The sequence below is a fragment of the Gelidimonas denitrificans genome, assembly GCF_055694065.1.
The window spans coordinates 1,449,661-1,475,455 of record NZ_CM146350.1; the positions used below are offsets into that span (position 1 = coordinate 1,449,661).

General features: G+C 45.8%; 18 protein-coding genes. 10 read left to right on the forward strand and 8 right to left on the reverse strand.

All coding sequences use genetic code 11. The features are described 5' to 3' along the window. Nucleotides 1-116: 116 nt before the first annotated feature. From FKCLFG_RS06755 to FKCLFG_RS06765, 3 genes are all read right to left on the reverse strand, one after another. Nucleotides 117-1,478, reverse strand: a complete 1,362-nt coding sequence (locus FKCLFG_RS06755) for a hypothetical protein (RefSeq protein ID WP_472615448.1) — start codon at nt 1,476-1,478, stop codon at nt 117-119. 572 nt (nt 1,479-2,050) lie between these two features. Further along, nucleotides 2,051-3,349: a putative glycoside hydrolase gene (locus FKCLFG_RS06760; RefSeq protein WP_472615449.1), complete on the reverse strand. Its 1,299-nt coding sequence runs from the start codon at nt 3,347-3,349 to the stop codon at nt 2,051-2,053. Between the two features lie 10 nt (nt 3,350-3,359). Continuing rightward, nucleotides 3,360-4,433, reverse strand: a complete 1,074-nt coding sequence (locus FKCLFG_RS06765) for a glycosyltransferase family 2 protein (RefSeq protein WP_472615450.1) — start codon at nt 4,431-4,433, stop codon at nt 3,360-3,362. 582 nt (nt 4,434-5,015) lie between these two features. Between FKCLFG_RS06765 and FKCLFG_RS06770 the strand changes: the two genes are divergently transcribed. The 10 genes from FKCLFG_RS06770 (at nt 5,016) to FKCLFG_RS06815 (ending at nt 19,294) form a co-directional block, all read left to right on the forward strand. Beyond that, on the forward strand, nt 5,016-6,491 hold the full coding sequence (locus FKCLFG_RS06770) for an O-antigen ligase family protein (RefSeq protein WP_472615451.1): 1,476 nt from the start codon (nt 5,016-5,018) through the stop codon (nt 6,489-6,491). Between the two features lie 26 nt (nt 6,492-6,517). Next, nucleotides 6,518-7,618: a glycosyltransferase family 4 protein gene (locus tag FKCLFG_RS06775; RefSeq protein WP_472615452.1), complete on the forward strand. Its 1,101-nt coding sequence runs from the start codon at nt 6,518-6,520 to the stop codon at nt 7,616-7,618. Further along, complete coding sequence (locus tag FKCLFG_RS06780; RefSeq protein WP_472615453.1) at nt 7,619-8,791, forward strand: glycosyltransferase family 4 protein; 1,173 nt, start codon at nt 7,619-7,621, stop codon at nt 8,789-8,791. Beyond that, entirely contained in the window at nt 8,781-10,232 is a 1,452-nt protein-coding gene (locus tag FKCLFG_RS06785; protein ID WP_472615454.1) for a lipopolysaccharide biosynthesis protein, read from the forward strand. The genes FKCLFG_RS06780 and FKCLFG_RS06785 overlap by 11 nt, the downstream gene beginning before the upstream one ends. 69 nt (nt 10,233-10,301) lie before the next feature. Beyond that, nucleotides 10,302-11,741, forward strand: a complete 1,440-nt coding sequence (locus tag FKCLFG_RS06790; RefSeq protein ID WP_472615455.1) for a phenylacetate--CoA ligase family protein — start codon at nt 10,302-10,304, stop codon at nt 11,739-11,741. A gap of 141 nt (nt 11,742-11,882) precedes the next feature. Beyond that, the gene (locus FKCLFG_RS06795) at nt 11,883-13,328 is read left to right on the forward strand and encodes a phenylacetate--CoA ligase family protein (RefSeq protein WP_472615456.1); all 1,446 of its coding nucleotides are present in this window, start codon (nt 11,883-11,885) and stop codon (nt 13,326-13,328) included. Nucleotides 13,329-13,590: 262 nt separating this feature from the next. After that, nucleotides 13,591-14,688 carry a glycosyltransferase family 4 protein gene (locus tag FKCLFG_RS06800; RefSeq protein ID WP_472615457.1) on the forward strand — a complete coding sequence of 366 codons (1,098 nt, stop codon included), beginning with the start codon at nt 13,591-13,593 and terminating at the stop codon, nt 14,686-14,688. A 107-nt stretch (nt 14,689-14,795) separates the two neighbouring features. Next, on the forward strand, nt 14,796-15,881 hold the full coding sequence (locus FKCLFG_RS06805) for a glycosyltransferase family 4 protein (protein ID WP_472615458.1): 1,086 nt from the start codon (nt 14,796-14,798) through the stop codon (nt 15,879-15,881). A gap of 197 nt (nt 15,882-16,078) precedes the next feature. Beyond that, the gene (locus FKCLFG_RS06810) at nt 16,079-18,103 is read left to right on the forward strand and encodes an alginate lyase family protein (RefSeq protein ID WP_472615459.1); all 2,025 of its coding nucleotides are present in this window, start codon (nt 16,079-16,081) and stop codon (nt 18,101-18,103) included. Between the two features lie 249 nt (nt 18,104-18,352). Then, nucleotides 18,353-19,294, forward strand: coding sequence for a lipid II:glycine glycyltransferase FemX (locus tag FKCLFG_RS06815; protein ID WP_472615460.1), 942 nt, complete (start codon nt 18,353-18,355; stop codon nt 19,292-19,294). Between the two features lie 8 nt (nt 19,295-19,302). Here FKCLFG_RS06815 and cysE read toward each other — a convergent pair whose 3' ends face one another. The 5 genes from cysE to FKCLFG_RS06840 form a co-directional block, all read right to left on the reverse strand. Continuing rightward, nucleotides 19,303-20,193: a serine O-acetyltransferase gene (gene cysE / locus FKCLFG_RS06820; protein WP_472615461.1), complete on the reverse strand. Its 891-nt coding sequence runs from the start codon at nt 20,191-20,193 to the stop codon at nt 19,303-19,305. A 104-nt stretch (nt 20,194-20,297) separates the two neighbouring features. Then, the gene (locus FKCLFG_RS06825; protein ID WP_472615462.1) at nt 20,298-21,587 is read right to left on the reverse strand and encodes a glycosyltransferase family 4 protein; all 1,290 of its coding nucleotides are present in this window, start codon (nt 21,585-21,587) and stop codon (nt 20,298-20,300) included. Next, nucleotides 21,548-22,240: a class I SAM-dependent methyltransferase gene (locus tag FKCLFG_RS06830; protein WP_472615463.1), complete on the reverse strand. Its 693-nt coding sequence runs from the start codon at nt 22,238-22,240 to the stop codon at nt 21,548-21,550. Before FKCLFG_RS06830 ends, FKCLFG_RS06825 begins: the two co-directional genes overlap by 40 nt. Then, the gene (locus tag FKCLFG_RS06835; RefSeq protein WP_472615464.1) at nt 22,224-23,534 is read right to left on the reverse strand and encodes a nucleotide sugar dehydrogenase; all 1,311 of its coding nucleotides are present in this window, start codon (nt 23,532-23,534) and stop codon (nt 22,224-22,226) included. Before FKCLFG_RS06835 ends, FKCLFG_RS06830 begins: the two co-directional genes overlap by 17 nt. Before the next feature lie 446 nt (nt 23,535-23,980). Beyond that, nucleotides 23,981-25,408 (reverse strand): sigma-54-dependent transcriptional regulator, encoded by a 1,428-nt coding sequence (locus FKCLFG_RS06840; protein ID WP_472615465.1) that lies wholly within the window; start codon nt 25,406-25,408, stop codon nt 23,981-23,983. Nucleotides 25,409-25,795: the final 387 nt, after the last annotated feature.

A 25,795-nucleotide genomic window follows, 5' to 3' on the forward strand; every position in this document is an offset into this window, starting at 1 on the left:
AATTAACGACAATGGACAATGTAAAAAATTATAAGTGGCTTGAGGGCACGTCAACATTATTGAGGAAGTGCCCTCACCATCTTTAGCCAGAGGCCTAGATAATTATTACTTCATTTTTATTGGAAAGCTGGTGCAAGTGGTTGCCGAGGTGTACCGCCGCCGCCGATTGAAGTTGGACTATTGTTGTTTACAACGTTCAGAGCCTGAGATAGTTTTTGTATATCACGAACCCAAGCCGTATTTCCATTGACGCGTTGCTCCAATTCGTAGCCCCAATCCGCTTTGAACTGAGTACGCAATGATCCATCTGGACCTTGCTCTGAATTGAACGCAAAACTTGGTCCATAAGTATCATCTACAATATAGGCACCATAATTCTGCAATGTCCAGGCAAGTTGTTTTGCTGGTTCGGTTTCGAGTTCGAGAGCGGCAATGTTTTTTGTCGCAGGGATAGCCAAAAGCGCACCCATTTTCATTGCGGTATTGCTGTTATTTCCATTAGTGCCATAGAAGCCAGCCGCATAACCATCTGCAGTGGTTGCAGGCCAACGGAAACAATCTGCTCTCGTAGCACACTTAAACAACGCTTGTTTTGCATAGACATTCACCTTCAATGCGTGCTTCGGTCCTTGGCTACCAGGGCGAAGCTCTCCGATACGGATGGATCCGCCAATGGCAGACAGGCCAGAGCCACCGTGAGAGCCAATTGTTCCATCCCCTTTAATGTCAACAGTGTTAAATTTAACAAGGCTAGTCGCAGCACCACCGCTAGCGCAGCGTGCAAATGGTTGTGTATGAGTCAGGGTTTTTCCATCAGCACCAAGAAAGACCGCTGAACCATTTTTATTGTTGGTTGGAACCACATAATCGGACGGTATTGGCACTTGTGTCAGTAGGCCACCGGTCGCCCCGCAGCGACTTTTATCTGACCAACCGGCATCACTATAATTGATGTTAGTCAGTGGTGCGCTGGGCTTGAGAACAATTATTTCATCATCGATTTGCGGCATTGGAGCCCAAACATCGCCACCAGGAACGGCCGGCAGGTTGGCCGGGACATATACCGCGCCACTACCAATAGGCATGTTCCAAATACTGTTTGATGCAAAAGGCCATTTTAATGGATCACGGCTTGCTGCAGTTGAAGTAGCGGGAGTCGTTGGAGCTGTTACCGTACTTGAATCAGCAGCTGTTGTCGTATTTGTATCAGTAGGTGTCGCCGCACTTGTATCAATAGGGGTTTCCGTACTTGTATCAGTAGGAGTTGCCGCACTTGTATCAGTAGTTGTTGTTTTATTTCTATCCCAAGCACGTTCGCGATCTGATTTGTAATAACCACTTCTTGCCAAAAGTTCTTCATCTTGCTGTGTATTCGTTTGGGCGGTATCTGTACCAGAACCGCCGCCACATGCTGTGAGTAATACAATCAAGCTGGCACTTAAGACAGTGCGAGGTGATTTGGACGCCAAAATTGTCATATTTATCATAAAAAGTTCTTTAAATCACTAATTTAATCGAACTTTATTGATAAATACCAACTAGCATAGTTCCATTACTTTTAAAAAATATTCTTTATTGCAATATAAACAATTTATATATATAAATAAAAAAATTTCAATATGGAAATATATTCCTATTTAAAAATTGTTTTAAAAAACAATTAAATCGCCATTTTTTTGACCTTAAAAAATCTACTTAAATAATGTTTTTTATATGCAATCAAATATAAAAAACAACTACATTACCTATAGATATTTGTTTCATTATGGAATCACATGGTTCATGTTGGGATGCATGCAATTAGAAATTTATATATATTTTTCTTGCTTTGTTGCTTCAGATAAATATTTGAAAACCTGTTAAATTCACATTTAAAACTAAACAAATTTTATTGATTATTATGAATTTAATATTGAGCAACCAATTCATAATATGAAATGAAGAAAAGGGTTTTGATATAAAAAATGCAGCGCTAGGCTGCAAAAAGGTGTTGATTTATCCGAAATAAGTCGACTTGACACCACAAATCACTATCGCTTATCGCAGTCCACTAGCGAGTTTTAATCAGCAGCACCCCATCTCTTGGTGCAAGGAATATTGTTTTTACGGGGCTTCCATTATTGATCTGCGGAGCCTGTTTTCCCCGAAAGTGAGTGTAGCCCGTTTCGATTTCAATGCGACTAGGTTGAGAACTTGGATTGACGAGTACTAATCCGTTTTCGAACTGGCGACGATAAATGCCGTTCCGCCATGGCTTTGTCTGAGGGGGGTCAAGCGGCTTGCCTAGCTTTATCCCATATTCATCAAACCACGGCACGGTACTGTAGCCTTTTGCCGCATCGGTGAATGAAAAATACCCGTCGTTCATCAGGCAAGATGACAAAGCGAACCGGAAGAAAGGGTAATCCTGCGGATTACCCACAACATTGAAGCCTACTATGCTTGGCGAAACCAGGCTATCGAAGACCTTATTGTAGCGATCCATCATGCGTCCCCAACCTCCGTTCGCATACAAGGACCAGGCTTTACCCATCAATCCTTCAAGAAAAACCGCATGTAGCCTACCCTTATATTCCGGGAACGATAGATCGTTATCAGAATTTCCCAAGAGCAAAATTTTTGGAGCCAGCTCATGCGCTTTTTTCCAATGTGTTGCCTGTCCACGTCGAAATGCTTTTTGAGCTTGAGGACTGTCTCCAGCATCATCCTTTCCATTCCTACGCCAGTCAGCGGAAGCGATTCGCTGATGTGCCATGACATTATCGAAGTACCAAATATCAAATTCTGGCACCGGCTCAAAGAAAACGCGGTAATCCCGCTGTGCAAGCCAATCCGGATAACGCTGCCCATTGGCATCCGGCTTGGTCCATTCTGTGATGTTGATATCCCAAGCCTGGTATTGGTCGGTCCACTGTACCCGGCGACCGTCAGCTCTTTTTAGCCACCAGTCCTCAGTGCGCAACTTGAACTGTTTGTCGTTTTCAGCCGTGTTCGTGGTGTCGTCGTTCGCTTCGTTGAGTATCGTGTATTGCCCTACCAGCAGGTTCGGATTTAAGCGCTTGAGCGTACGAACAACATCCCTGATAGGCTGTTGAGAATGACTTTGCCCCCACCCCCGATAAAAACCGAGGATGACAATGTCCATGCGCGCAAGCTGCGCCTGATAAGCGGGGTCATCGTAATTTTTATCACCAATATTCATACCCATTAAGCGTGGAAATCCCTGCTCGGCCCTTGCGAAGCCATGCCAGGCCAATAGCGCAATCGTCGCTGCCAGTATCAGCGCGCGGCAAATGCCTCGCAGGCTATGTGCAATAATTTGAAATTGCGGCATGATAATTTCATCCATGGAAATCCATTTATGCCAATGATGCGACATCTCCGCCATCCCGTCTGTGGCGAAATAAACATTTCATTGCAAACTTTAAGCGCTCCCGGAGCGTCGGCTGCCAGTAGGGCTGCAACGCCGATGCATGCCAAGTGCGCAAAGCATGAAATCCCAACGGAGAGGCAAACTTGCATACGTTAAACCACTCCGATGCGAGAATGCGAATGAAGGCGGCTTCGGGATAACGCTTGATGTTGGTGTTTGCATTGTGCAATTTCATCAGCCAAGCTTCGACCTCGTCTAATAACTCGGGAGAGTTCGGCAAGGTCAGTGCGCCCACATGCCGGTTCAGGTTTAGTTCTCTTACCGTCGGTTCAAAATCAAATTCCCGTATCAGTTCGCGCATGACATTTTGTACGCAGACCTCCATCAAGTCCTTTTTTGTCTGTGTCAGCCCAGTATGTCGAATACGTACTTGTGTTAGCGGTTTGTTAATATTCGTCACCTTGGAATGTCGGGCCATCCGCATGTTGAAATCGTAGTCTTCCGCCATCGGCAGATGCCGATACGCGTCCGGTGGAATCGCAGATTTTCGCATCGTCATCACAGCTGAAAAGGTATTGCGAAACAACATGCGGATTGCAGCGTCTTCTGGAGTGACCGGGCGTGTCCACATATTCCCGTTGGGTTGTCCGTTTTCCCTGAGCACTTCCACATGCGAACCTACCATGCCCAGTGTCGGGTCCTGCTCGAGCGCTGTCACCTGTTCGGCCAGCCGGCTCGGCAGCGCAATATCGTCCGCATCCAGCAAGGCAACGAATTCACCGCGCGCATGATCCAGCCCTGTGTTACGTGCAGCGGAAAGCCCTTGATTCGCTGCGTGTCGAATCAGGACTATTCTTACATCGTCGTACGTTTCAATGATGCTGACCGTGCCGTCGCTTGATCCGTCATCGATGACGATAATTTCGAAATAAACGAAGCTCTGTCGCAAAAGGCTGTCGAGCGTCGCCCGTATGTATTTTTCAACGTTGTAGCACGGTACGATGACGCTGACACGAATCTCATGCGGTTTCTTGCAATCATCCCACGGCCTTTTCTCCATTGCGCCCCTTCCGATCAGTAAATCAAATTATTGCGTCCCCTGCTAACAGGAAGCAGAGTGCAGACAAAAATGACATAAACAGTGATTTTTGCCAGCAGCATCAGAAACGCATCCCAACTCACGTAACTCGATATCACGGTGACATCGCCCAATGAATAATACGTCGCTATCACTGTCGACCAAAACGCACTCAAAGCCAATGTCACTATCGTGACCACCAGATGGAGTATCCACATTACTGGCATAAACAATGATTGCCTTGCTGCCATGCTGGGGAGTCGCACAGTTATTTATTTAATTAAATGTTGGCCATTTTTTCCAAAAAGCTCAAAACAGATTCTAAGTACAAATCTATGCAGACTGTCACGAACAGCATTGATGAACGTCAATTAATACCGACTTACTTAAGAGAATTAAATTTCAATTAATTGATTCATTGTATCAATCAGAAAACATATTAACAAAAGCAGTAGTTGATAGATGTCAAGTTATGACTTCAGAAGTCATCTAGCATATTGTTAACAATTCAATTTAAACATAGTTTATTTAAGAAACTGTGACATTGGGATTTAGGGGGCTATCTTGCAATCATATGAAACAAAGTACAAACCTGTTTCACATGGCGTGAGTAATAGACTCTTGCTTGTGACTTTAGGCATTATTACTGTGTTATTGCTGACTGGCATAGTTGCAGAATTATTTGGAAAAATTGTTGCTCAAGTGACATTTGCAGGAATTATTTTTATCGCTGTAGCGTTCAGTGATTACAGAACTGGCGCATTAATTGCTATTGTTTTACTGCCATTTAGCGCAACTCATCTTATGCCCAGAGAGATGTTTGGGGTTTTAGGGATGAACCCTTTCAATGTGACTTTGCTGCTCTCGGTGCTATCGCTGTTTTATCTGTATGTATTTCATCGACAAAAAATCGTTATACCAAGTTACTCACGCTACTTTTGGTTATATTTATGTGCGATGGGCTTTGCCGCAATTCAAGGCTCATTACATGTTTCTGAGATTCCATCTTTTTACAGATTGATTCCGATTATTAACTTTGATTCGATGATAGGTTATGTTCGTGATATTTTTATCAAGCCATTATTTATCATACTTACTGCCTTAATTTTATCGATTGCCATTAGAAATTCTCGCCGCCCAAAAATTTTTCTCATTCCGCTCTTTTGTTCTGCGATTACGTTGCCAATTGTCGCCATTATCTACATTAAAGCTTCAGGTGCTTCACTCAGCGTATTGGCTTCCGATACATCAAGGGGTGTGCTATCGGTGGTCGGTATGCATGCTAATGAAATGGGCTTGATGTTCAATATGGCGTGGGCCTTGGCATTATTTACGCATTTCAGTACGTCTTCCGTGAGTGGGAAATGGCTACTGAAACTGGCGATGGTCATATTGACAGTGGCTGTTTTTTTGACTTTTTCACGCGGAGCTTATCTGGGATTTGGTGCGGTTATTGCCTACTTTCTATTTACGCATAGAAAATTCCGCATCATTCTGGTCGGCCTGTTCCTGATTCCTTTGGCGATACTGTTTATGCCGCAGGCAATGATAGAGCGCGCCACCACCGGTACGCAAAGCGGCAATGTTGCGGAGATGAGTGCTGGCCGGGTCGATAATATTTGGCTCCCGCTGGTACCAGAGGTTTTATCCCGCCCGGTCATCGGCCATGGCATGAGCTCCATACTTTGGTCTGATGCAGCGCGTAGAGGCCGCATTCTTCAGGTAGGACATCCGCACAGTGCCTATCTCGGCGCGCTACTGGATTTTGGCGTCTTAGGTTCATTGGTGATCCTGCTTTTTTTCGCTCATATGTGGCGACTTTTCAGTGATCTTGCACAACGTCCCCCGGAACCAATCTGGCGTGGTTTTTTTAGGGGCGCGCTTGCCTGCATTTTGTTGTTGGCGGTGCAGGGCATGACTGATGATCGTTTTACGCCCACCGTGCCGCAAACCTTTCTTTGGCTGTCGTATGGCATAGCTATGGGACTATCGCCCAAGTCGCGTGCGCGTTCGAATCAAACTGGAAAAAGATCAGAATGATCTAAGTTATTCTTGCAGAGGCTTCAATGAAAATTTGCTTCCTAGGTTGGGAAAATCTACCAGTTCTGTCACCTGAATTCAATCAACACGGTATTGGTGGCGAGCAGGTGCAACATACTTTGCTGGCTAAAGCGCTGGTCAGGCGCGGCCATGAAGTGGGTATGGTGGTCAACGATTACGGACAGCCTGATCGTGCCAAATGGAGTGATATTACGACCTTTAAAGCATTTCGCGCTGATGCGGGTATTCCAGTGTTCCGTTATATCCACCCACGATGGACAGGTGCCTGGGCGGCCCTGCGCAGAGCCGATGCCGATATTTACTACACCAGTTGTGCCGGTATGCACCTGGGCTTGCTGGCGATGTTTTGTAAAAGAGCAAGAAAGCGATTTGTATTCAGGGTCGCGCATGATAGTGATTGCGAACCACATAAACTCTTAATCCAATATTGGCGCGACAAAAAACTGTATGAATTTGGTCTGCGACATGCAGAGGGCATTCTCACGCAAAGCGTGCAGCAACAGCAGGCCATGTTAAATAATTACGGCTTACAGAGCCAAGTGGCAGAGATGTTGGTAGATCCACCAGAACAGCAAACTGAGCGTGATATTGATGTGCTTTGGGTTAATAATCTACGGCAATTTAAACGCCCTGATTTATTTTTGGCGCTAGCAAAACGGCTGCCGCAATTGAAGTTTCATATGGTTGGAGGACCGCAGCCTGGATATGGTGAGTTATTCGAAAAAATCAAACAACAGGTTACTGATATACCAAACCTTACCTTTCATGGGCGAGTGCCATATCACGATGTCGGCGCAATGTATGGACGGGCGCAGTTATTTGTCAATACATCCGATTCAGAAGGATTTCCGAATTCTTATCTGCAGGCCTGGATCAGGGGTACGCCGGTTGTGGCCTTTTTTGACCCGGATGGTTTGATACGTCGCGAAAAGCTCGGTTGCGCTGTTGCCACTCTTGATGAAATGGCAGATTCCGTTACCACGCTCAGGCATCAATCAATTTTTTGGACAGAAGCGAGTGAACGTTGCCGGGTTTATATGCAGCAGGCATATAGTGAAGATAAAATTCTTGCGCCGTATCTGGACTTATTTCAAAGAGATGCGTAAATGGAAAATCGGCCTGTCAATCTGCTGTTTATCGTCAATTCTCTCGGCTTTGGCGGTGCGGAAAAACATGTGATCACATTGTTGAATAATCTTAATTCTGCAAAGTTTAAGCTTTCACTAGCTTATTTAAAAGATGATGAAACACTGTTGCCGCAACTTAACTCTAAGGTAGTAGAAGGCAGAATATTTCATTGCAAGGCAACGCGCAAGATTGATCACCGGGTGATTAAACAATTGGCCACGCATATCCATGAGGATGAAATAGATATCGTCGTGTGTACCAATACCTATTCCTTATTTTATGGCTGGTTGGCACGCCTGCGCTCCGGGCGGCAGCCAAAAATGGTGGAAATACTGCATTCCACCGAATTGAGTTCGGTCCAGGATGAGCTCCAGATGATGTTTTATCGACCGTTTATTCTGGCTTGTAATAGGCTGGTTTATGTCTGCGAAAACCAGAGAAAATACTGGCGCGCCCGCGCTCTCAGAGCCAGGCAAGACGCCGTTATTCATAACGGCGTTGATGTTGACCACTTTACGGATCGCTATAGCGGCGATGAAAAAAATTTTCTACGTCAAACTTTTGGATTTTCAGCCACTGATTATGTGGTTGGTTTATGTGCCGCTATGCGAACGGAGAAAGCACATGGCGATTTGCTGGAGGCTATCGCGAAATTAAGAGCCAGCGGGTTGAATGTGAAGGCTTTATTCATTGGCGACGGCCCTGAGCGTAGTAGGCTAGAAAAAAAAATTCAAGCGTTGGGGCTGGCTCAAGATGTCACGATAACCGGCTACATTGCAGATGTGCGGCCAGCGATTGCCGCCTGTAATGCCATGGCACTGGTGTCCCATCACGTCGAAACTTTTTCGATCGCAGCGCTGGAAGCCATGGCTTTAGGTAAGCCCGTCATCATGAGTGAAATAGGTGGGGCAACCGAACAGATTATTCACGGTAAAAATGGGTATCTATTTCCTCGTGGGGATATTGGCGCCTTGGTTAAGGCGCTCAATCAGCTCTCTGATCCGGCTCGCTGCAAGTCTATGGGTGAACATGCGCGCGCCCTGATGGCACAACAGTTTTCACTTGTGACGATGGTGGATGCTTATGAAAAACTGTTTGTTGAGCTTCACGAGTCGTCTGTAATGATCGTGGGGAACCGTAATGCGTGCTGATGGAAGTTTGCGCAAAAGTGCCATTACGCTTGCTTTGGCAGGTGGGTTGGAATACGGCCTTCAATTGGCGATACCGATTATTCTAGTGCGTTACCTGGATGTGACATCTTTTGGCCAGTACCGCTTGTTGTGGCTCCTATCCGGTACGGTATTGGCAATCATGCCGGCCTTTATGCCGCAATCCCTATTTTATTTTTTACCAAGAGCTGCACAAGGGCAAAAACGCTTAATCATCGGCAATGTCCTGGTTTATTTAATTGCAGCGGGCTGCGTCACCGGGGTGGTTGTGAGTGGCTGGAACCCTTTGTTGCCAGTTATGGCAAAGGACTTGTTTTTTCACACACATGGTATTTCGGCCGTTTTTCTTGCGCTATGGGTGGTGGCGTCGATGTTGGATGTGTTGCCAACTGCAGATGGGCACCCGCGCTGGCAGGCAAATACCACTGTGTGCCTGGCACTATTCAGAACGTTACTATTGGTAGCTGCTGCTTTGATTACCGCTAATATTGCGTGGATAGCAGTTGCCTTGTTGTTAGTGGCTGCGGCAAAAATAAGTTTGCTGTGTTTCTATGCATTTACTATTGGTGCCGATGGCAAACTGATCTGGCAGATGCCGGCGTTAAAAAAACAATTAGGATTTGCCTTACCTTTTGCCTTGGGCAATGCCTTATTTTTGACACGTATGCAGGCAGATGACTGGGTGGTTGCCAGTATGCTTACGCCAGCAATGTATGCAACGTTTTCAATCGCCGGGGTGTTTACCCCAATCACAACCCTGATCCGTCAGCCCGTCAATAACGCGATGATGCCGCGTCTCAACACTGCACATGCGCAGAAAAATTTCTTTGAAATTGCCCGCCTGATCGCAAAAAGCAACTTCGTTACTGCACTTTTGTTAGTGCCCATAGCTGGTGGTATTTTTGTTACTGCCCCAGAGTTGGTGGAGATTGTTTACACCAAAAAATATCAACAGACCGCGCCCATCATGCAGATCTATTTGATCAGCATGATGATGAACGCATTCGCAGTGGGGCATGTATTGCCGGCATTGAATAAGGGACGTTTTGCTGCTATCAATAGTGGCTGTTGCCTGGTGATCTCAGTGATTTTGAGTATTTTTGGAGTTAAATATTTTGGTTTGCCGGGTGCGGCCCTGGGCAGTGTTTCAACTTTTCTGATCGGTGAATTATGGGCGATCAAAGTGGTTGCACATACACTCGGGATCGAGATGCGTCAGTTACTATTGTGGCGCGAGTTGCTACCGACCATGCTGGGAACTTTTTGTGCATTGGCTGGCGTTTCAATGTTTGGTAGTGTAATCACTGGCAATATTTATGCGGTATTGATAAGTAAAGCTTTCCTTTATCTCATTATCTTTGCGGCCTGTTTCCTGTTAAGTGGTGGTAAAAAAAATGTCGGGCTATTGATGGGGCAGCGTTAATGGTGCTCATAGCCAGTTTTTTTACTTTAAGCATTTGAACAATTCGTAGAATGAATCAGGGGTAAAAAAATGGAAATTGAGGACTATCTTTATCCTTTACTTGGAACCTACCTTGCTTCACCTCAATGGGTCAAGAATTCTGTTGGACGTGCGTATTCGATGGTTTCAAACTCCTTTCATAAAGGATCTCATTTCAAGCAGTTTGCGGTTGAAGCTGCAATCAGTAATGAAAATCAAATTCGTGCCTTGTCCTCGATAAAGCTGGCCAAGACGCTGCGTTGGGCTATCGAGTCGGTGCCTGCCTACAGACAATATCAATATTTGGTGCCTCACTTGGATGCACCTTTTGATGTTTTGCAGGCCTTGCCGCTTGTATCTAAAGACGATATCAAGCGCGATATCACACAGTTTCTTTCATTGAATATTTCTCCAAATCTGCGGATGAAAATATTTACCGGCGGCTCAACGTCAACGCCGATGATGTTTTTTCTTCATAAAAATATTACGCGCATAAAAGAATATGCGTTCATTGAAAATTTTCAACAGCGTATCGGTTTTGATGAATCAGCAGTAGTTCTGGCATTACGAGGGCGTACGGTACCGACCGCAGCCAAACAGCCAGGTGGTTCGCTCTGGATGTATGAACCAATCAAAAAACAATTGGTGCTGAGTTCCGATCACCTTGATCGTACTTATATGACTGCTTATATTGCAGCGATTCACACCTGGAAACCGACGTATATTCAGGCATACCCATCTGCACTATATCCGCTGGCACGTTGGCTTAAGGAGAATCCAGACCCTGATGTTGCACGGCGCATCAAAGGCATCATGCTGTTTTCCGAGAATGTGTTTGATTACCATATGAGCTTGTTTAAAGAAGTGTTTACTTGTCCAATATTGAAACATTATGGGCACTCGGAGCGGGTGTTGATGGCAGCTTCGATGCCAGACGATGACCGCTATTTTTTCTGGCCACAGTATGGTCATTTCGAACTAGTGGACGAGGCAGGACGATTGATTACCCAACCCGGGATATTAGGGGAGATTGTGGGTACTGGATTTGATAATCAGGTCATGCCATTTGTGCGCTATCGCACTGGGGACATGGCTATCCTGAGCAATCAATCACACCCTTTATTGCCAGGTTATCCGGTAGTCGAGCGCATTGAAGGCAGGCGGCAGGAATTTATCGTCTGCCGCGATCACAGATTAATTGGGGTGTGTGGCATGGGTTCGGCGCACTCGGGCGATCTGGCAGGAATTGAGACGATGCAGTATGAGCAAAAAAAGCCAGGACATTTCTGCATCCATGTGGTCACATCAAGCCCATTATCAGCCGAAGCACGTCAAAAAATCATTCATGGAATGGAAGCGAAAACGCAGGGTGGATGCACTGTGGAATTGGTACAGGTGGAAAGAATTGCGCGAACCTTGCGGGGTAAGCACCGGTTGTTGATACAACATCTGGATATTAGCCAATATCTCGGTGCGCCTGAAAAGGGATGAAGATAAAAAAATAAATTTGTATGTAGATGCAATTTTTCATATTGAAAAATATTTAGACAGTGTTCAAAACATACAACAAAAAACTCGTCTTAATAGGCCCGCCATCTACGACCTTTTATCATATTGCTCTTAGGGGATGGAATGATTATTGAAGATTTTTTGCACCCTTTCCTAGGAGCGTATCTTGCTTCACCTCAATGGGTCAAGAATTCAGTAGGACGCGCTTATTCAATGGTGCCACCATTCTTGCTTAAAGGAGTCCATTATAAGAAATTTGCTTCTGAAGCCGCGATCAATAATGAAAATATAATTCGCTTACTAAGCTCCATAAAGCTGGTCAAGACGCTGCGCTGGGCTATTGAGTCGGTACCTGCATACCGGCAATATCACCATCTATTATCCCAAATGGACATGCCATTTGATGTTTTGCGAGAATTGCCGCTCTTATCCAAAGATGATATCAAGCGGGATTTATCTTACTTTCTCTCCACAGCGATAGCACCCAGGCACCGAATGAAAGTGTTTACGGGCGGATCGACATCGGTGCCGATGACTTTTTATTTACATAAAGGTATATCGCGCACCAAGGAATTCGCTTTTATAGAAAATTTTCATCAGCGCGTAGATTTGAGCAAGCCCGATGTGATATTGGCTTTACGAGGCGGCAAGGTGTTGACCTCCAAAAAGTCTGGTAAGCCGCTCTGGATGTTCGAGCCGATAAAACGGCAGTTGATCTTGAGCACGGACCATCTCGATCGCGCTTATATGGCTGATTACGTCCACGCACTTCGAATCTGGAAGCCAACTTATATCCAAGCTTACCCATCAGCACTGTTCATGCTTGCAAGTTGGCTTAAGGAACATCCGGCACCAGATGTTTCGGAACGAATTAAAGGCGTAATGCTGTTCTCTGAAAATGTGTTTGATTACCATATGAGCTTGTTTAAAGAAGTGTTTACTTGTCCAATATTGAAACATTATGGGCACTCGGAGCGGGTGTTGATGGCAGCTTCGATGCCAGACGATGACCGCTATTTTTTCTGGCCACAGTATGGTCATTTCGAACTAGTGGACGAGGCAGGACGATTGATTACCCAACCCGGGATATTAGGGGAGATTGTGGGTACTGGATTTGATAATCAGGTCATGCCATTTGTGCGCTATCGCACTGGGGACATGGCTATCCTGAGCAATCAATCACACCCTTTATTGCCAGGTTATCCGGTAGTCGAGCGCATTGAAGGAAGGTGGCAGGAATTTATCGTTTGTAAAGATAAAAGAATGATTTCGATCAACTCCATTACGACTTCAGCGCAATACGATAATCAAGAGTTCGAAGGGGTTGACGCTATGCAGATTGAGCAGGCAATTTGCGGACATTTTGTGATTAAGGTTGTTATGTCAAAACCCCTGATGCAAAGTGCACGCCGCAAAATTATTCAGTCCATGCAGGCCAGGACGCAAGGAGGATGCACAGTGGAAGTGGTCGAAGTCGATGAAATTGCCCGAACTGCACGTGGTAAGCAGCTCATGCTGGTGCAGCATCTGGACATTAGGCATTATCTGAATGCACCTGCAAATGGGTAAAAGCCATTCCACGCGATGGCTTTATCCCTGAGAGAAATAATCTTCAAACATTAATGTGTAGATGATTAATTAAGCTTGATTCTTGATCGTGTCCATGGTGTTCGCATTAAAAATGTAGGCAACAATTACTTATCGTTGTGTATGAACTGCATACATTTAGATTTGAGAGCACCATTTTTTTAAGTGTACTTATATTTTTATTTTTGGAATGTGAATTCGTGGCGTCAGACTTTCTTTAGCGTGCAAAGATAAAAATATCGTTATGGTCAAGCCTAAGATTGCTATTTTAAGTCCATCGCTAGCCGCGGTCAGTGGCGTCAGCACACATGCAAATTTGCTGCTGCATTCCAATTTGCTCAAAGAGTATGAATTACTTCATTTCCAGGTTGGTAGTGAGGGCAGAACAGAATCGAGATTAAAAAAAATCGTACGCCTTGTTATTTCCCCGTTTGCTCTGGCACGTCTTATTGTGAGTCAGCGAGTTGATATTGTGCATATCAATACTAGTATGAATTACAAGGCTTATTGGCGTGATTTTGTTTACCTTGCGGTCAGTAAATTAATGCGTGTCAAGGTGGTTAATCAGATACATGGCGGGCCTATGCCCCAGGAATTATTTAGATACAGCTCTTTACTTACTTGGTTGTTGCGTCAGTTTTTGTTGTCCAGCGATGCTGTTTCGGTTCTGTCACGCGACGAGTACCATTCTTATAACTCGTTCGTGCCAGAAGTTTTGATTGTCCACATTCCCAATGCCATCGATCCGGCGCAACTGCTAGGTGATATTGCTGCAATTGATTCGTCTCGGCCTCTACGGCTTATCTATATCGGCAGACTGGTGCGGGAAAAAGGTTTGTTTGAGGTGCTTGATGCAATAGCGTTACTGCAGCAATCTGGGCGAAGGTTGAGCTTGGATGTGGCGGGGGGAGGGGTTGAGGAAGAAGCTTTGTGCGCGAGAGTTTCTGCGCTTGGGTTGGATGATATCGTCCATTTCCATGGGCCCGTTTTTGGAACGGAAAAGAATCGTTTGTGGCGCGAAGCGGATGTATTTGTATTTCCAACGTATCACGCCGAGGGCCTTCCATATTCATTGCTTGAGGCGATGGCGGCAGGCACCCCTCTGATTTCATGCCCAGTAGCGGGAATTCCAGACGTAATGCAAGACGGCGTACATGGATTATTTGTGCAGCCCCACGATGCTCGCGCGGTTGCCGATGCTATCGCCATTCTTGACAATAATCGTGGTTTACTCGAACAAATGGCGCATGCCGGCCGAACTAGAGTGCTCGAAGTTTACACGCTCGAGAGACTTGCTAAGGATTTTAGCGGGTTATACAAAGCGGTTCTGACGCGACCTTGAGTTGTTTCCTAAGTAAATAATTGGAAATGGTCTTGGTTGCATAAGACAAGATTTGATGTGTATGCGCATATTGATTACTGGGGCTATTCGAGTGTAGTTGCAAAGGTATGAAAAACAAAAAACATATTGTTATGCTGGGAACAAGCCCTTCAACTATGGGAGGTATTTCTTCAGTAGTGCGTGTGTATCAGGAAGCTGGTTTGTTTGACCGGTTTCCTATTCTCTATATTGCTACGCATAGTGATGGCAGTAAGTTGAGTAAATTACGTTTTTTCATCACTTCTTGGATTACCTATTTATTTTTACTTTTGCAAGGAAAAATTGCACTTATTCATGTACACAGTGCTTCGCATAATAGTTTTTATCGTAAAGCTTTTTTTCTATACCCGGCTTTTATATTCCGGATACCGTCAATTTTTCATCTGCATGGCGCGGAATTCTCAATATTTTATTCCAACAGCAACAAGTTTATCCAAGCCTTGATTCGGTATACCTTGAACAAGGTAGATAGTATTGTGGTTTTATCGCATAGTTGGAAGCACTGGATACAAAGTATCTCAAAAAATGCACGTATATTTTCCATATATAACCCAGTCAGTTCGATACCTGCCGTTGATTTTAGTCTACGAGATTCTGTAAGCGTTCTTTTTTTGGGCAGGCTTGGTGAAAGAAAAGGGGTCTACGATTTGCTTTTGGCTGTAGCCCGGCTTATTGAGAAACATCCGAATTTGAAACTTATGCTAGGTGGTGATGGAGAGTTGGATATTGTCAGAGAGCAAGCTGACAAATTGGGCATTGGTGCTAACGTTGAGACACTCGGCTGGGTGACAGGTATGGATAAATCTGCGCTTCTGGAGCGAGCAGCCATTTACGCTTTACCTTCTTACGCGGAAGGCTTACCAATGAGCGTGCTCGAAGCTATGGCAGCAGGACTACCTGTGATTACTACACCTGTTGGCGGAATACCAGAAGCTGTCACGGATGGTATAGAGGGCTATCTTATTCAACCCGGGGATATTGAAGCCTTGTCGAATGCTCTCGATAAATTGTTGTCCGATAAGGATTTACGGCAGCGCATGGGTGAAGCGGCACACAATAAAGTTGAGCATCATTTTTCTGCCGGAAGCGTCCTGCCACAGATTGAGAACTTATATCAGGAACACGGCGTGCGTGGGGAACTTCCCACTGGCTAGAAAGATTAATGGGATATGTTGGAATTTCAAGCATACCCTGACTTGCAAAAAACCATCTCAGCCAGATGCAGATCATGGAACAGTGCGAGTAATCACGTCGATAGGCGCAGTTGTATATAAGAAGGTTAAGAATTATTTTTACATTATAAATATTTTATTTCAGATTGAAAATATCGGTATAAATACGGATTCCTGATATGACCTCATTAACTTGGAAAATTAATCGGCTATATACGATGGGACCTTTAGAAATTCTCTGGCGTGGAAAAAAAATCATTCAGACTAGATTTGAATATCAAGGATTAGGGCTAGCACATCATCCACCACACGCGCAAGAATTGTGGGGGTGTAGCTGGATCAGTGTCGCACCGCATAAATTTAGCACTGAGCTTTACCAGCAAGCGGCCGAGCGTGTGTTGGCCGGTCACTTTGATGTGTTTGCCTTGCATGACATTAAACTGGGTTTCCCGCCACGCTGGAATTGTGACCCCAAAACGGGCACTACTGCGCCGCTTTGCTTTGGTAAGACTCTAGATTATCGAGATGAACATCTGGTTGGTGATATCAAGTATCAGTGGGAGCCAAATCGACACTACGAGTTAGTGAGTCTGGCACAGGCATTTCATTTAACCGGTCAAATTCGTTACGCTACTGCTTGCCGTTTACTTCTTGAATCTTGGTTTCTGCAAGCACCTTATCCTCTCGGTATTAATTGGGTCAATTCACTTGAGCATGCAATACGTCTTTTGAATTGGGCTGTGGCCTGGCATTTGCTCGGTGGTGCAATGGCCGAGTTTTTTGAAGGACATGGCGGGCAGGATTTCAAGCAGCGCTGGCTTACTGCAATCTATCAGCATTGCCATTTCATAGCAGGCAATTTTTCATGCTATTCCTCGGCCAATAATCATCTCTTTGGTGAGTATATGGGGCTATTCATTGGCGCCATAACATGGCCTTGCTGGCAAGAAAGTCTCTCCTGGAGCAATTTAGCCAAGCTAGGCCTGGAGGACGAAGCGTTAAAGCAAAATGCGGCGGATGGCGTCAATCGGGAGCAGGCCATCTGGTATCACCACGAGGTGGCCGACATGATGTTGTTGTGTGGTTTGGCTGGCAGAGCGCAAGGTATTGAATTTTCCACGGCTTATTGGAAACAACTTGAGGCCATGTTGGAATTCATCCATGCAATGATGGATGCGGGGGGCAATATACCGATGATTGGCGATTCGGATGATGCCGTCATGGTGCGCTTTTCCCAGGAGCCCGGATTTGATGTTTTTTGTTCTTTGCTGGCCACAGGTGCAGTATTGTTTAATCGCGCTGATTTCAAACATAAAGCGGGCCATTTTGATGATAAAAGCCGTTGGCTATTGGGCATGCAAGGCAGTGACACCTTTGCTTCTTTGAGTGCCGACTTGGGAAACAAGCGTATTAGCCGAATATTCCCGGAATCTGGTTATTACATTCTTGGCAAAGCGTTTGACACTGATGCCGAATGCAAAATTGTGGCTGATGCTGGTCCGCTTGGTTATCTTTCTATCGCCGCCCATGGTCATGCAGATGCACTAGCTTTTACTCTCTCGGTTGGTGGCAAGCCGCTACTCATTGATCCGGGCACCTATGCGTACCATACTCAAAAGAAGTGGCGCAATTATTTTCGCGGCACCTCCGCACACAATACAGTACAGATCGACGGTCTTGAACAGTCCGAACCGGGTGGGAATTTCATGTGGTTGTGCAAGGCTAAGGCGCACTGTGAAAATTGGGAAAGCAATGATGAGCTCGATAGTTTCACTGCCACCCATGACGGTTACCAGCGCTTAAAGGATCCTGTGAGTCATACACGTAAAATCGTATTTCATAAAAAAGAGTCCAAATTGTATGTGGAAGACACACTGGAATGTCGTAGCACACACGAAGTTGCGTTTTGCTGGCATTTCGATCCTTCGTGTTCGGTAATAGAGCAGAACGGCAAGGTGACGGCCACTTGCGGCAATGTGCAATGTGAAATGCAGATGCTGGAGAATAAAAACAGGCCGGAAATTTTACTGGGAAGGATTGAGCCACCGTTCGGATGGATATCACGACATTTTGATGAAAAAATGCCTTCCCCCTCAGTAGCCTGGAGTGAAAAAATAAACGGTACCGTGAAGCGCTTGACTGTTTTTCAGATAACGATCAACTCACCAGTTTTTAAGTCAGGTTTGACACCCATCATAGATTGAAATGACTGCTGCCATATGATGGATTTTACATCTCTATTAAGTCGCTAAAGCCACCTAGGAAATCTTCTTATACACCTCTCGTGAGAGCGGAAATAATTATGAGATATCGCATTTTTTGCATATTAAGAATATGTAAAAAATATTTATTAACGTAAATATTTTCATAATTTTACGGAAGTAAATATATCGTTCTTATTTGATGTTATCAATACCCTATTTTTTCTTTTAGATAAATTAAGGTTTAATAATATGCCTTCTCGCTATAGCGTACGTCCTGTAAAAAATTGCCAGGAATGGGATATTTTTCTAAACGCGGTGTGCAAACCGCATTTGATGCAGTCTTATGCTTATGGTGAAGCCAAAAGAATCGCACAGAACTGGCATATTAATAGACTTGTATTTGAATATGGCGGTACACCGGTTGCGGTCTGCCAAGTATTGGAAAAACGCGTGGCGGGCCTGAGAGTTGTTTCTCGCATCAATCGTGGGCCACTATTTATAAACGAGATTCCTTCCTACGAAATAAAAGAAAACGTTTACCAATTACTGCGCAATCAGTGGAAATATCTGATCGGCGGATTATTGCTGATCGCACCGGCATTGGAGCCATCAGATGAGAATAACTATATATTGCGACAGCTTGGCTTTATAGATCGAAAAAAAACTGGTTGGTGTTCTTCTTTGATTGATCTCGCGCTGGATGAAAGTGAAATACGACGCAACCTTTCTTCAACTTGGCGAAATCGGTTGAAATCAGCGTTGAATAGCGGGTTGACTTTACATACTTCAACTTCAATAGAGAATGTTGAGTGGATGTTAAGCAAGCATCATGAAAATATGGGAGCAAAGAATTTTAAAGGCCCGAGCACAACGCTGCTTTCTGCGCTACATAAAACAAAACCGTGCGACTTCACTATATTTAAAGCGATATTAAATGGCGAAGCATTGGGTGGCATGATTGTGGCCAAATTTGGTCAATCTTCTGAATACTATATTGGGTGGTTTGGCGCTGAAGGTAGAAAATGGAATGTCGGGAATTATCTGTATTGGAATAGCATTCTTGAGATGAAAAAAGCTGGATGCAGATGGTTTGATTTGGGTGGATATGACACTTCAGATAAATACGGGCATTTCAAACAAAGTATGCGAGGCTCTGAGTATAGATTGATTGGGGAGTGGATATCATATTGAATTGCCGATCAGAAGTGACTTGAGGCCGCAAGATCATTTGTCCTGACTGACTGATCCATCTCAAATGCAGGCAGGCCATCACATACAAGCCGCCGCACAATTTTTCCTGGCACGCCAGCGACAGTGCAGTGAGATGGTACATTTTCCAGTACCACACTGCCTGCAGCGATTTTACTCATCTCGCCAATTTTAATGTTACCTAAAATTTTTGCGCCAGCGCCTATCATGACGCCGCTGTGTATTTTGGGGTGGCGGTCGCCTTGTTCCTTACCGGTGCCACCTAGTGTGACGTTCTGAAGAATCGAGACATTGTTGTCAATGACGGTAGTTTCACCAATTACTATACCGGTGCCATGATCAAGCATCACGCCAGAACCTATGCGGGCGGCGGGGTGGATATCGACGCAGAAAATCAGCGAAGCCATATTCGCAAGCGAAAAGGCGAGTTCCTTACGATTTCTTTGCCAGAGCCAATGTGTGATCCGGTAGGTTTGCAATGCATGAAAGCCCTTCATATTGAGCAGAGTATGTAAGTGATTCAAGCAAGCGGGATCACGATTTTTAACAGCAAGCATGTCTGCCGTAACCTGGGTCAAAATGATTTGATCTGTTTCTAAAATATCCAAAATCAGATGGTATATTGCGATTTTCGGCATGTCATCGCTAGCAAGCTTACAAGCCAATATTGCAGCAACCATATCAGCCAGTGATGAGCGTTCCAGCACTAGTTGCTTCATTCGCACAATCAATAAAGGCTCACGCAAGGCAAGTTCGGTCGCTGCACTATAGATTTCAGACCAAATATTAGTAGTACCCGATATGCAAGGTAATGGGCTTTTCGCTTCAACATAACTATCGGAAGCGGGAACAAAACCAATATCTATTTGAGATAGAAACATGTCGGAAACCACCTTATACAAATAGATCTGAAAATATTTTTTAAAAACCTTTGGTACGAGCCAAATCAAACCAAATTTGTAATAATCTTTTCAGAATAAAATCTTTATTTGACAAATTCCGGTGAAGATATTGTTTTAGATAAGCTGAAAACTTCGTTGTATGCGGCCAATAGCTTTGGCACTTCATATTGCCATTCCAGTTCGTTGAGCACGCGCTTACGACCGAATTCGCCCATTGATTTGCGACGTTCAGGATCATCCAATAGGGCAACTATCTGTAGAGCCATGTCGACCGGATCATTTTTTTTCGCATACAGGGACGCTTCCTGAGCCGAAACACGTCCCTCCGTAAGGTCGAACTGGACAATTGGCTTGCCTAGTGCCATGTATTCCATGATCTTATTCATGGTGGACTTGTCGTTCATTTCATTGGCCACGTCCGGGTTGACGCACACATCGGAAGTGTTGAGCATTTCCAGCAACTCCTGATCCGGCACCCGGCCGGTAAAGGTCACAAAGTCGGCGATGTCGAGATCGACCGCCATTTGCTTCATCTCGTCCAGTGAGGTGCCGCCACCTACTAGGCCGAAATGGACGTCCAACCGTCCCAGATCATGAATAATGGTGCGCGCCGCTTGCAGCAGATAATCAATGCCTTCTTGTGCCCCCATAACACCGACATAACCAACCAGATATTGCCGACCTTGTTTGAGTTCATTTCTGGGCGGAAGAGTGCGCAGGCGTTCAAGCTGCGGGCCGCTACGCACGACGTACACTTTATCTGGTGCCATGCCGCCTCGCTCAATCGCTATTCGCTTGTAAGACTCATTGGTGGCGATAGAGATGTCTGCTGTCTTGAATGTCCACCGCTCGAACAGCAGGAGCAATTTGTAAAAAAAATCACGTCGGCCGAATTTGGCTTCGTAAAGTTCGGGATTGATGTCGTGATGGTCAAACACAAATTTTTTGCGCAAAAATATCTTGAAAAAAGCGCCAATCAAAAATAGCAAATCAGGCGGATTACATGCCTGGATTACATCGAAGCCACGCGTCCGTTGAACCTTCCATGTCAGCCTGAATGTATGAAAAATGGCGAAAAAATACTCCAGCAGATATCCTTTTGCACCTTTGGCTTCTAGCAGCAAGTTATAGCGATAGATGTGGACCCCTTCAATGACTTCGTATTTTCTTTCATACCCCTTGCCGGTTGGGCAAATAATCGAAACTTCGTAGCCGTTGGCACGGAGTGTGATCGCTTCCTGCCATACCCGCCGGTCGAAGGGGGAAGGGAGATTCTCGACAAGGATGAGAATCCGTCCCGCCTTAGCTTGCATTGGTTGTCGTTGGTATGGCATCAGCGGATCCCATAAAAATAGATAGCGGGAAACAGCCACCGCCACAGCCCAGTGTGACAAAGCGAGGAGACAAAAAGCCGTCTCGTGTCGTAAAGCCGGGTGTAATATTCCGACGTGATATTTTCCGTAAGAGTGAAAACACTAGCCAGCTCTGCCTGCAATTCATCCAGTTCGTAACCGGCATGAGCACCTAGTTCGTTGTGGAATTTTCCGCGTAGCCTGGCCTTCCAATCAGCTATGTTCCATCGCACCTTGTCCGCCAGAGGGGTATCTATGCTTCCGAGGTAGCCGATTAGCCGGCTGCGGTTGGGCGTGCCGATCAAATACCCTCCCTTTGGTTTGAGAACACGATGCATCTCCCGCAAGGCAGACTGATAATCGGGGATGTGCTCAAGCACATGGAAGGAGTAGACAAAGTCAAAGCTCTCATCGTCGAATCTCATCTGCGTCGCGTCACCTTGGTGCAGGTCGGCGAGCAGCTCCGCACGCTTGTCAAAGTCAGTAACGATGTCTATGCCCGTTATCGCAGTTCCCAGGCGCTGTGCCAGGACCGCAGCTTCGATACCCGATCCACACCCCACCACGAGCAATCGCATAGGCGCAGCACCCTGCCGCTCAAGCAGTATCTTCGCAAGAATCGATGTTTTTGGATCGTTAAAAATAATTTCCTGGGAATTACCAGCAGATGCCATCGTATTGCTCCCCGCTTTTATTTTCACTAATTCTGACCAGGTCGACGATGACTTGATTGGCATTGAGATTGCTGCGCACGCTTTTAAATTCTTCGGCACGATTGCCTATGACGATCGTTTCTGCAAAATCCAGCACCTCCTTCATCGAGAGCACCATTAGTTTGGATATGTGCGGGATCAGATTCAGGATGTAGTCCTGATTAGCGCCGGTAAGTGCGGCCAGATTGACATTCTTATCGTAGAGTTTTAGTTCATACCCCTTGCCTAGTAGATATTCGATGATATCGACTACCGGAGATTCGCGTAAATCATCGGTTCCGGATTTGAATGAAAACCCTAAGATGCCAATTTTTTTGTAGCCCTTGTCCACCACCATCTTGATGCCTTTTTCAAGTTGCCTTTTATTCGATGGGAGAATGGCATTGATTAGTGGTAAATCAAGATCGAGATTTTTCCCCTTGTACAGCAGGGCGCGCACGTCTTTAGGCAGACAGGAGCCACCAAATGAAAATCCCGGTTTCATGTAATAGGAAGATAAATTTAATTTGGTATCCTGGCAAAAAATATCCATCACTTTGTGGCTATCAATGCCCACCTCCTTGCAGATATTGCCGATTTCATTGGCAAAAACTACCTTGATTGCGTGCCAAGTGTTGTCAGTGTATTTCACCATTTCTGCCGTCTCAACATCGGTGCGAATCAGCGGGGCATCCATTTTCTGGTACAGGCTTGCCAATATCTCGATGGAACGGGTGTCGATACCTCCAATCACTGTTTTGGGCGGGTGATAGTAATCAAATACAGCGCTCCCCTCGCGCAGAAATTCCGGATTGATGCATACCCCAAAATCGGCACCGGCTTTTTTGCCGGAAAATTCTTCCAAGGTTGGAATGACTAATGTGTGCATCGAGCCGGGTAGTACAGTGCTGCGCACCACGACCACATGAAAAGAATTTTTTTCTTTCAAGGTGGCGCCAATTTCTTCACAGACTCGGCGCAAATAACGTAAGTCGAGATTGCCATTGAGTTGGGATGGAGTGCCGACGCAAATGAGTGAAATGTCGGAATCAAGAACGGCTTGGTCTGCATTCACAGTGGCACGCAACAGGCCATCCCTGACAGCCTGGCCTATCATTTTCCCGATATCCTTTTCTATGATTGGCGTTGCCCCCCGATTAATCAGATCAATTTTAATTTTGTTTGGATCGACGCCGATCACATTATGGCCATCTGTGGCGAGACATCCTGCGGTAACTGCACCAACATAACCCAAGCCAAAAATGCTGATTTTCATAAAAAACTCCCTGAAATATTGAGCTCCCAATAGCCAGTAATTGCATGCATAGCTAATGCGGGAAGGTTGTTTTTATTGCACTTCAATTCTGGGATGTCAGCGTTTTTGTAACTTGATTTTTCTCATGTTTTTCGTTGATCGAATAACACTATTTTAGGAAATCAGCCTGCATAACCTTGCGGGTTCAACTGTTACTAGCACCAGTGATCTATGCACATTTTTCCCATGTTTTTTCGCCTGATAATCCAATAACTTGCGTGCTTTCTCAAGGGTTGCCCTGAACAGCGACCCTGATTGCGGAGATCAGCGATGAACATCTGCTGGCTTTGGCGTAACGCTGTCGCCGTAATAGGTTGGATTGGAATTTATCAGAAATTAAGCGCAGCAATCATTGCAATAACTGCCACTTACGCCACTAAAAAAATCGGCGAAAGAAATCACTCGCATTAAATGCCGGGTGTGCGTTCGCGCTGCTCAAAGCTGCTTCCGGAAGAATCGACGGACAGCAAGTCAGACTCGGAATCGTATTCGTGCAAGCGGTTATAGAGCGTTTTCAAGCTGATTCCCAAGATGTCTGCCGCCTTTTCCTTGGCGCCTTGGCATTGGTCCAGTGTAGCCAGAATGAGCCGGCGCTCCACTTCCGCGACTGTGCTGCCGATGCGCACCTGCAGAAAGGGACCGGCGGCATCGTTTGCCATATTTAACCTCACCGACTGCAGCGAAAAGCTTTTGGCATTGACCAGATCGTCAGCCAGGATGTAGGCCCGATGTATCGAATTTTTTAGCTCCCGCACATTGCCCGGCCAATGGTATTTTTTCAGTAGGTCAAGCGCATCCGAGGAAAAGGTCTTGGTGGAACGTTCAGCCTGATTGAGTTCGTTCAGATAAGCATTAGCGAGCAGCGCAACGTCTTGCTCCCGCTGGCGCAACGGCGGTAGAGACAGCGGGAATACTTGCAGTCGATATAACAAATCTTCCCGTAATTTACCGTCGGCAACGGCCTCTTCAGGAATGCGGTTGGTAGCGGCAATCACCCGCACATCCATTTCAATTTCCTGACCGGAGCCGACTCGCATGAAAGTGCGCGCCTCCAGGACCCGTAACAATTTGACCTGTAATTCAGGCGGCATTTCAGTAATTTCATCGAGAAACAAGGTGCCGCCGCTGGCGCGCTCGAAATATCCCTTGTGTTCGCGCAGGGCACCGGTAAAGCTGCCTTTTTCATGGCCGAACAGTTCGCTTTCAATTAACTGCGACGAGATGGCGCCACAGTTAACTGCAACAAACGGATGCGTACGCCGGCGGCTCAGATCATGCAGCGTCTGCGCCACCAGTTCCTTGCCGGTACCGCTTTCTCCAGTGATAAATACAGTCGCCGAGGTAGGGGCGACGCGCTCAATCTGGAGATATATTTCTTGCATTGCGGGAGAAATTCCCAGCAGTCGTCCGAAATATTCCCCATTGCGCAATTGCCCCGGTAATGCACCGAGGTCATTTTTGAGGGCCGACGAATGGAGCACGCGCGACAGGATGGCTTTTAAGTGCTGGATGTTAATCGGCCTCATCAGGCAGTCGACAGCGCCCAGGCGCAATGCCTGGGCCGAGGTCTCGACGCTGGAAGGGCAGGTAATGATAATGACCTGGTTGGTAACATGCTCGACAATGTGGCGCAACAACTGCATGCCACCTCCATCGTCATCGCCATCAGGCAACAAGACATTGAACAACACAACATCGGGGCGCTGTTCCGCGATGCTTTCCCGCGCTTGTTGCAGATTGGTGGCGATAGCTGTCGTGAAGCCCTCACCAGAGACCACTTCGGCGAGCACATTCAAAGCAATTTGGTCATCATCTACAAAAAGTGCATGCATCATCCGGTTTAACCTGCAGGAATGATTTTACAAACAAAAAATAGGGTCTGGAACCTAAGGCCTGAAACGCAAAGTATCGTGATTTTTGATATCGAAGTGATGAGATTGTTCCCGACTGGCCGCCTACAGCGCCGGCGCACCCTGTCGCTTATGGTAACTGTCATCCGGCTTGTGGCGGATATGGGGATAGCGCCCAATGTCGCAGTATTCCCGATTCCACAAGCGAATTGTGCAGGGATTGATCATAGCTTATAGGTTAGTGAGAAGGATCGACAGATCAAGGCTGCATCGGGTACACATTTGCGTTATATCAAGGAGCGCACACTCCGCCATCAACAACACACGGGACACGGGAAAGCAATGGGTTATACCTTCATTACCATTCTTGTG

What these genes read in the sequence shown, in the direction of transcription:
- FKCLFG_RS06830 (WP_472615463.1), bottom strand. Translation starts at nt 22,240, where the DNA reads ATGGCATCTGCTGGTAATTCCCAGGAAATTATTTTTAACGATCCAAAA.
- FKCLFG_RS06815 (WP_472615460.1), top strand. Translation starts at nt 18,353, where the DNA reads ATGCCTTCTCGCTATAGCGTACGTCCTGTAAAAAATTGCCAGGAATGG.
- FKCLFG_RS06755 (WP_472615448.1), bottom strand. Translation starts at nt 1,478, where the DNA reads ATGACAATTTTGGCGTCCAAATCACCTCGCACTGTCTTAAGTGCCAGC.
- FKCLFG_RS06780 (WP_472615453.1), top strand. Translation starts at nt 7,619, where the DNA reads ATGGAAAATCGGCCTGTCAATCTGCTGTTTATCGTCAATTCTCTCGGC.
- FKCLFG_RS06775 (WP_472615452.1), top strand. Translation starts at nt 6,518, where the DNA reads ATGAAAATTTGCTTCCTAGGTTGGGAAAATCTACCAGTTCTGTCACCT.
- FKCLFG_RS06805 (WP_472615458.1), top strand. Translation starts at nt 14,796, where the DNA reads ATGAAAAACAAAAAACATATTGTTATGCTGGGAACAAGCCCTTCAACT.
- cysE (WP_472615461.1), bottom strand. Translation starts at nt 20,193, where the DNA reads ATGTTTCTATCTCAAATAGATATTGGTTTTGTTCCCGCTTCCGATAGT.
- FKCLFG_RS06785 (WP_472615454.1), top strand. Translation starts at nt 8,781, where the DNA reads ATGCGTGCTGATGGAAGTTTGCGCAAAAGTGCCATTACGCTTGCTTTG.
- FKCLFG_RS06840 (WP_472615465.1), bottom strand. Translation starts at nt 25,408, where the DNA reads ATGATGCATGCACTTTTTGTAGATGATGACCAAATTGCTTTGAATGTG.
- FKCLFG_RS06810 (WP_472615459.1), top strand. Translation starts at nt 16,079, where the DNA reads ATGACCTCATTAACTTGGAAAATTAATCGGCTATATACGATGGGACCT.
- FKCLFG_RS06790 (WP_472615455.1), top strand. Translation starts at nt 10,302, where the DNA reads ATGGAAATTGAGGACTATCTTTATCCTTTACTTGGAACCTACCTTGCT.
- FKCLFG_RS06760 (WP_472615449.1), bottom strand. Translation starts at nt 3,349, where the DNA reads ATGGATGAAATTATCATGCCGCAATTTCAAATTATTGCACATAGCCTG.
- FKCLFG_RS06800 (WP_472615457.1), top strand. Translation starts at nt 13,591, where the DNA reads ATGGTCAAGCCTAAGATTGCTATTTTAAGTCCATCGCTAGCCGCGGTC.
- FKCLFG_RS06795 (WP_472615456.1), top strand. Translation starts at nt 11,883, where the DNA reads ATGATTATTGAAGATTTTTTGCACCCTTTCCTAGGAGCGTATCTTGCT.
- FKCLFG_RS06765 (WP_472615450.1), bottom strand. Translation starts at nt 4,433, where the DNA reads ATGGAGAAAAGGCCGTGGGATGATTGCAAGAAACCGCATGAGATTCGT.
- FKCLFG_RS06835 (WP_472615464.1), bottom strand. Translation starts at nt 23,534, where the DNA reads ATGAAAATCAGCATTTTTGGCTTGGGTTATGTTGGTGCAGTTACCGCA.